Raw genomic sequence first — 7,825 nt, 5'->3', positions numbered from 1 at the left:
GGGGCTCGCTCCGGGGGCAGATCCACATCGCTGACGACTTCGACGAACTGCCCGACGACATCGCCGACTCGTTCGGTATGCGCTGATGCGACTACTGCTCGACACCCACGTTCTCCTGTGGTGGCTGGACGACTCCCCGGAGCTGTCCGACGGGATCAAGGCGCTGCTGGATACGGAGCCCTACGTCCACGTCAGCGCCGTCTCGCCTTGGGAGATCGCGATCAAACAGTCCCTCGGGAAGCTCACCGGACCCGAGGACCTGGCCGAACGGGCGCGCGACTCCCAGTTCACACCGCTGTCCGTCGGAGCGGGTCACGGCGTGCGCGCAGGCAGACTGCCACCACACCACCGCGACCCCTTCGACCGGCTTCTCATCGCTCAGGCGCAGATCGAGGGCATGAGCCTCGTCACCCGCGACAAGTGGATGACGCAGTACGACGTGCAGATCGTGCCTGCCTGACCCGGAGCCCGACCCGGAGCACGTCCTGTAGTGGCGCACCGCGGCGGCCCCGGTAAGCACCGCCACGCTCACCGGGGCCGCTGCCGTAACCTCTGCGGCTCCCGCCTACTCCGTCGCGATCGCGTTCAGCACGTTCATGCGGCCCGCGCGGAACGCCGGAACGAGCGCCGCCACCAGGCCCACCAGGGCCGAGCCGACGAAGACCGAGCCGATCGTCGGCCACGGGATCTCCAGTACGCCCAGTCCCTCCAGCGCCAGCAGCTTCTGGGCGGCCGCCCCCCAGGCCATGCCCAGGCCGAGGCCGAGCAGGGCGCCGAAGAGGGCGATGACGACCGACTCCAGGCGGATCATGCGGCGCAGCTGCCGCCGGGAGAGGCCGATGGCCCGCATCAGGCCGATCTCGCGGGTGCGTTCGACGACCGACAGGGCGAGGGTGTTCACCACGCCCAGGACGGCGACGATGATCGCCAGGGCCAGCAGTCCGTAGACCATGTTGAGCAACTGGCCGACCTGGTCCTGCAGGGTCTGCTTGAAGTCGGCCTGGTCCCGCACCTGGTACTGCGGGTACGGCTTCAGCTCCTTCTTCAGCGCCGCGTACGCGGCGTCCTCCTGGCCGTCCTTCGCCGACCCGAACATGATCATGTTGGGCGGTACCTGATCGGCGGGGAGATAGCGGCGGGCGGTGGCGATGTCGGTGTACATCGCGCCGTTGTCCACGCTGGTGTCGTCGGAGGTGATCGCGGCGACCCTGAGTTCCGCCGTACGGCCGCCGGTGAAGGCCGCCTTCAGCTCGTCTCCGACCTTGACGCCGTGCTTCTTAGCGAACTTGTCCCCCACCGACATGGCGTCCTTGCCGTAAGCCGCCGACAGATCACCCGAGGTCGTCTCACGTCGCAGATCGCGCATGTACGAAGGGTCGGTGGCCGCCAACTGCTCGCGCTGGGACTTCCCGTCGGGCGTGCTGAGCCGTACGCCGATCCCCTTGTAGGAGGTGACGGTCTCCAGGTCGTCGGACGCCTTGAGCTTCTTCTCCACGGCGGGGATGATCCCCTGGCCGTTGTCGGACTGGATGATGAAGTCCGCGCCGACCGACTTGTCCAGCTCCTGCGTGGCCGAGGCGACCATCGAGGAGCCGACCACCGAGAGCGAGGCGACGAGCGCGAGCCCGATCATCAGGGCCGCGGCGGTGGCGCCCGTACGGCGCGGGTTGCGCAGCGCGTTGCGCTCGGCGAGGCGGCCGACCCGCCCGAAGGGGCGAAGCGTCACCCACGACAGCACCCGCACCAGCCCGCCCGCCAGCAGCGGACCGACGATGATGAACCCGACCAGCGTGAGCAGCACGCCGCCGCCCAGATACAGGGAACCCGGACGGGCCTTGTCCGCCTGCGTGGCGAGCAGGAGGCATGCCGCGCCGCCGCCCGTGAGCAGCACGCCCAGCACCGCGCGCAGCGCACCGGACTTGCCGTCGGCGGGGACTCCCGCGTCCCGCAGGGCGGCCATCGGGGAGACCCGGCCGGCCCGGCGGGCCGGCAGGTAGGCGGCCAGCACCGTGACGATGATGCCCAGCACGAGGCCGATGACGGGCGTCGTCCACTTGATGGTGAGTTCGGACGTGCTGAGGTTCATGCCCATCATGCCCATGAGCTCCATCAGGCCGACGGCCAGACCCACTCCGGCACCGACGCCGAGCACCGAACCGATGACGCCCAGCAGCAACGCCTCGATCAGCACGGACCGGTTGACCTGCCGGCGGCTGGAGCCGATCGCCCGCATCAGGCCGATCTCCCGGGTCCGCTGGGCGACCAGCATCGAGAAGGTGTTGACGATGAGGAAGATGCCGACGAGGAGGGCGATGCCGGCGAAGCCGAGCAGCGCGTACTTCATCACTTTGAGGAAGGACCCGACGTCCTCGCGGTTGGTGTCCGCGGTCTCCTTCTGCGTCTGGTACGAGTAGTTGTCCGCGCCCAGCGACGCCGCGAGGTTCTTCTTCAGCAGCTCGTGCGTGACACCGCTGTCGGCGGTGACCGCGACGCCGGAGTACACACCGGTCCTGCCCAGCAGTTTGCGCTGCGCGGTGGCGGTGTCGAAGTAGACGACCGTCGCACCGGGGTTGGTGACCTTGAAGGTGGCGATGCCGGACACCTTCGCGGTGAAGTCGCCGGTGACCGCGATGGTGCGCAGCTCGTCGCCCAGCTTCAGCTTGTGCTTCTTCGCCGTGTCGGCGTCGACCATGATCTCGGTGGGCCCACGGGGCCTGTGCCCGGAGGTGATATCCATCGTCCGGCGGTCGGACTCGGTCCAGTTGCCCGCGATGGTGGGCGCGCCGGTACTCGAGCCCATGTTCTTGTCGTCGCTGTTGACGACGGTGACCTTTTCGCTGAAGACCATGCCCTCCGCGGACCTTGCCCCGTCGGCGGCACGTGCTGTGCCGACGGCCGCGGCCGGCACCGTCTCGGGCTTGGCGGTCTGCCGCTGCTCCGGGTCGGCTCCCTTGGCCTTCTTCGCGCTCACCGAGACATCGGGCGCGGTCACGGCGAAGAGCTTGTCGAAGGTGGTGTTCATGGTGTCGGTGAAGACCAGGGTGCCGCACACGAAAGCCACGGACAGCAGTACGGCGATGGCGCTGAGCGCCATTCTCCCCTTGTGCGCGAAGAAGTTGCGCATCGACGTCCTGAATATGGTCATGACGCGCCGCCGCTCTCGGTCGCCGCGGCCGTGCCGGGGGCGCCGCTCGCGCCGGTCGCCGCGAGCCGCAGCATCCGGTCCAGGACGGCCTCGGCGGTGGGGTGCAGCATCTCGTCGACGATGCGGCCGTCGGCGAGGTAGAGCACGCGGTCGGCGTAGGCGGCGGCGACCGGATCGTGGGTGACCATGACGATGGTCTGGCCCAGCTCGTCCACCGAGCGGCGCAGGAAGCCGAGCATCTCGGCGCCGGCGCGGGAGTCGAGGTTGCCGGTCGGCTCGTCACCGAAGATGATCTCGGGCCGGGCCGCAAGTGCGCGGGCGACGGCGACGCGCTGCTGCTGGCCGCCGGAGAGCTGGCTGGGCCGGTGCTTGAGCCGCCCGCCCAGGCCGACGGTCTCGATGACCTGCTCCAGCCATTTCTGGTCGGGCTTGCGGCCCGCGATGTCCATCGGAAGGGTGATGTTCTCCAGGCCGTTGAGCGTGGGCAGCAGGTTGTACGCCTGGAAGATGAACCCGATCCGATCCCGGCGCAGCCGCGTCAGCTTCTTGTCCTTCAGGCCGGTGATCTCCTGCTCCCCGACCCAGATCCGGCCCTCGGTCACCGAGTCCAGACCGGCCAGGCAGTGCATCAGCGTCGACTTGCCGGAGCCGGACGGCCCCATGATGGCGGTGAAGGCGCCGCGCGCGATGTCCACATCGACGTGGTCCAGCGCCACCACCCGGGTCTCCCCCGCCCCGTAGGACTTCACCAACTGCCGGGCGGCGGCTACGGCCGTACGTGCCCCGCTGCCCCCGGTCAGGGGATTCGCTACAGCCGTTGTCATGATATTTCTCCTCGGTAAGCGTCCACGTCGTGCTCTCGTTCGGTGGGATTCCCCGTGTGTCCGAGCTTCCCGTGAGGGCGCCGCCGGCCGCGATGGTGCCCGTCCGCCTCCGGGTGCGGGGGTTATCCCCACCCGGCCGCCGCGACGTCCCGGGCCGAGGGTCGCCGGCGCTTGCTCCGTCCCCGTTCCCCGTCCCCGTTCCAACAGATTAGTGAGCGGCGGGCGCCGCCTCGTCCTGCGTCAGGACGATCCGGGGCGGGGCAGCCCCAACGGGACTCCCCCTAGGGGACGTTCACGACCGCACCATTACCGCGAGTAACCAACGTGGTGACCAATGCGCGGATTGTGACAGGTTTTTCCTCGCCCCTTCCGCCTGCGCCGTGCCCGCCCGTAGCGTGCGCTCACCCTCGGGTGTTCGGCTCCGCGCAGGGGAGGAACAGCGAATGGCGTTCAACACGTACGAGCAAGATGATCTGTCCGAGGTCTACGAAACGTATCCCTCGCCGCCCCCGTATCCACCGTTCCCGGCTCACCCACCGCCTCCCCCGCACCCGCCACGGCCCACCCGGCGCCCGCGGCCGGCCCAACGCCCCCGGCACGCCCGCCACGTACCCCCGCCCCCCGCCTACCCCCCGACGGTGCCGATGCGCGACAACCGCGAGAACACCGAACTCGCCCGCCTGCGCACCTCCTACCGCTGGCTGCGCCGCAGCATGACCTTCGCCGCGCTCGGCTACTTCACCGGCTACCTCTGCATGGCCGGCTTCCTGCCGGACGTGATGGACACGCTGCTCTTCGGCACCCTCAATCTCGGCGTCGTACTGGGGCTGTTGCAGATCCCCATCACCTTGCTGACGGTCATCGGCTACGAGTACGTGGCCCGCACGTCCGTCGACCCCGCCGCCCACCGGGTCCGCAGCTCCGACACCGAATGGCACGAACGCCTGGAGGACACCCGGTGAACACCGTCGACTCCTCGTCCCAGTCCCTCTCCTTCGCCATCTTCGCCGCCATCGTCAGCCTCACCCTGCTGCTGTGCATCATGACCAGCGCGGACCGCGACGACCTCGACGAGTTCTACACGGGCTTCCGCACCCTCGCCCCGCTGCGCAACGGCCTGGCCATCGCCGGCGACTACATCTCCGCCGCCACCGTGCTCTCCACCATCGGCGTCATCGCCCTCACCGGCTTCGACGGTCTCACCCTCGCGCTGAGCACCGCGCTGTCGCTGCTCCTGCTGATGGTGCTGCTGGCCGAACCGCTGCGCAACGCGGGCCGCTTCACCATGGGCGACGCCCTCACCCACCGCGCCGGCAGCCGCAGCGTGCGGCTCGCCGCCACCGCGGTCACCCTGGCCGCGCTGCTTCCCCTGATGATCTTCCAGCTCGCCGGCGCGGGCCAGCTCATCACCCTCATCCTCGGTTTCGAGGGCTCCTCGGTCCGTACCGCCACCATCATCTCGCTGGGCGCGCTGATGATCGGTTACGCCGCCATCGGCGGCATGAAGGGCACCGCGCTCGTCCACATCATCAAGATCGTGGTGCTGCTCGGTGCCTCCGCACTGCTCGCCGTGCTCGTCATGGACAAGGCCGGCTGGGACCCCTCCCGGCTGCTGGCCCTGGCCAACATCGGCAGCGGAGCGGGACCCGCCTACTCCCGCTCGGGCCTGCTGATGGGCGACAGCACACTGGGCCGGCTCGACATGATCTCGGGTCAGCTGGCGGTCGTCATCGGCGGCGCCTGCCTGCCGCACATCACCATGCGGATGAACACGGCCCGGGACGCACCCGCCATCCGCCGCGCCATGTCGTGGGCCGTCCTGATCATGAGCGTCTTCGTCCTGTTCATCGCGATCATCGGCGCCGGAGCCACGGCGCTGCTGGGCCGCGAGGTCATCGCGGCCGGCGGCCCGCAGGGGAGCACCGCGATCCTCCAGCTCGGCCAGGCGATCGTCGCGGGCCCCACCGCCTCCACGCTGGTCTTCACCACCGTGGCCACCGCGGTCTTCCTGACCCTGCTCTCCTCGGTCGCCAGCATGATCCTCGCCTGCGGCAACTCCCTGGCCCACGACCTGTACGCGCACGTCCTGCGCCGCGGGACGGTCACGCCGCGGCGCGAGCTGCTGACCGCCCGGGCCGCCGCCTTCGCCGTGGGCGTGCCCGCCATCGCCGTCGCCGTACTGGTACAGGACAAGGGACTCCGGCCGCTCATCGCGCTCGCCTTCTGCATCGGCGCGTCCGCCATCGCCCCGGCCCTGGTCTTCTCCCTCTTCTGGCGCCGCTTCACCCGCACCGGCCTGCTGGCCACCCTCATCGGCGGCACCGTCGCCACCGTCGTGGTGATGACCTTCTCGACGCAGGTCTCCGGGGACCGCGAAGCGCTCTTCCCCGGCGTGGACTTCAGCGTCTTCCCGCTCACCACGAGCGCCCTGATCAGCGTCCCCGTCGGGTTCGTGATCGGCTGGGCGGGCACGTTCCTCACCGGCCGCGGCACCCAGGCACGCCAGCGCCACGAATACCATGCCGCCGAGCCGCGCCTCCTCGCGGGCGCGGGCGCGACCCGGGACTGAGCGTCGGTCCGAACAGGCTCCACGGGTGTAACCAACGGCTGGACTAGGGCGTGTTGTGAAAGGAGCGTCGTCCTCCCCCTGGGCCTTGGCGGCCCGGGAGGTGCCCCCAGTAGGGCGGGGGTCGCGGTGCCTGGTGCGTGCGATCGCAAGGCGGAGGGAGGAGAGCGCAGCGGGCTGCGCCGACGACCGACAACGCCGCAAGCGTGCGTGCCAGACACCGCGGGCCAGGCGAAACTTTCGCAACACGCCCTAGAAGAGTCCGTCCCACATCTGTTCCAGCAGCACCGACCACCAGTTCTCCGGTGAGGACAGCGCGGCCGGGTCCAGCGCGGCCAGCTGGGACTGGAAGTCGACCGTCCAACGGCCCGCCTGTTCCTGCGTCAGCCCGTACCGCAGGGGCCACATGCGGCCCAGCACGGCCAGGCAGCGCACGAACTCCGGCAGCCCGGTGCTCACGAACTGCGGCTGCGCGGGCTGTCCGCCCGTACCGCCCTCCAGCGGCAGCGCCACGATGTGCGCCGTACCGAACTGCACGCACAGCTGGCGGCCGAAGTCGTTGCCCATCACCAGGTACGAGCCCGCGTCGGCGCCGGGCTGCACGCCCCGCTCCTGGGCCAGCTCCGCCAGCGTCGGCACCGGGCGGCCCGGCTGCGCCTGCCCCCAGAAGAACGGGCCCATGTCCACCGGCAGCCCCGACCACACCAGCGTCTGCCCCACGATGTCGGGCACCCCCTGCCGGGAGACCGCGTGCTGGTCGAAGCGGAAGACGCCCTGCGGCCCGAACGCCTGCATGAGTTCGTGCCCGATCGCGTCCGGCGGGATCGGCGGCACGGGCGGGATCTGATGCTGCGGCGGCAACGGCACCCGGAACGGGGCCGGCCGCGCCGGACCGTCCGCGACCTGGTGCAACTCGCCCTGATGCTCGATCAGATGCCGCATGCCCTGCTGCCGGGAGGCGTGCTCGCGACCGTAGGGCGCGGTGTGCGTCACCCGCACCTGGGGCCAGGTCTCGCGGACCATCCGGGCGCAGTAGCCACCGGGCAGGTCGCAGGACTCCAACTCGGTGTGCAGCTCCAGCACTTGCTGCGGCGGTACGTTCATGCCGCGCAGCTCGTGCAGGATCTGCCACTCCGGGTGCGGCGTGCCGGGCGCGGAGCGGCGGATCAGTTGCTGCTCGGAGCCGTCCGGTGCGCGGTATCTGAGCACCGCCATGTAGCCGGGGCCGACCGTGGGCAGGCCGGCGGGCGGCTGTTGCTGCTGCGGATACCCGTACGCGGGCTGCACGCC

At 70.2% G+C, this 7,825-nt stretch carries 6 protein-coding genes; 3 read left to right on the top strand and 3 right to left on the bottom strand.

The features are described from left to right. The first annotated feature begins 85 nt into the window (after nt 1–85). Nucleotides 86–460 carry a type II toxin-antitoxin system VapC family toxin gene (locus tag ACRDP3_RS05500; protein ID WP_431515675.1) on the top strand — a complete coding sequence of 125 codons (375 nt, stop codon included), beginning with the start codon at nt 86–88 and terminating at the stop codon, nt 458–460. A 105-nt stretch (nt 461–565) separates the two neighbouring features. Here ACRDP3_RS05500 and ACRDP3_RS05495 read toward each other — a convergent pair whose 3' ends face one another. Both ACRDP3_RS05495 and ACRDP3_RS05490 read right to left on the bottom strand, forming a co-directional pair. Beyond that, nucleotides 566–3,145, bottom strand: a complete 2,580-nt coding sequence (locus ACRDP3_RS05495; RefSeq protein ID WP_431515674.1) for an ABC transporter permease — start codon at nt 3,143–3,145, stop codon at nt 566–568. Continuing rightward, nucleotides 3,142–3,969 carry an ABC transporter ATP-binding protein gene (locus ACRDP3_RS05490; protein ID WP_431515673.1) on the bottom strand — a complete coding sequence of 276 codons (828 nt, stop codon included), beginning with the start codon at nt 3,967–3,969 and terminating at the stop codon, nt 3,142–3,144. The genes ACRDP3_RS05495 and ACRDP3_RS05490 overlap by 4 nt, the downstream gene beginning before the upstream one ends. Before the next feature lie 644 nt (nt 3,970–4,613). Here ACRDP3_RS05490 and ACRDP3_RS05485 point away from each other — a divergent pair. After that, nucleotides 4,614–4,931 (top strand): DUF485 domain-containing protein, encoded by a 318-nt coding sequence (locus ACRDP3_RS05485; protein ID WP_431515676.1) that lies wholly within the window; start codon nt 4,614–4,616, stop codon nt 4,929–4,931. After that, complete coding sequence (locus ACRDP3_RS05480) at nt 4,928–6,538, top strand: cation acetate symporter (RefSeq protein ID WP_431515672.1); 1,611 nt, start codon at nt 4,928–4,930, stop codon at nt 6,536–6,538. The genes ACRDP3_RS05485 and ACRDP3_RS05480 overlap by 4 nt, the downstream gene beginning before the upstream one ends. Nucleotides 6,539–6,787: 249 nt before the next feature. Here the strand turns inward: ACRDP3_RS05480 and ACRDP3_RS05475 are convergent. After that, nucleotides 6,788–7,825: SUKH-4 family immunity protein (locus tag ACRDP3_RS05475; protein ID WP_431515671.1), on the bottom strand; the 1,038-nt coding region annotated here is incomplete at its 5' end.

Source organism: Streptomyces sp. (assembly GCF_050698815.1).
GTDB lineage: Bacteria > Actinomycetota > Actinomycetes > Streptomycetales > Streptomycetaceae > Streptomyces.
This window is presented reverse-complemented; position numbering and strand designations above follow the sequence as displayed.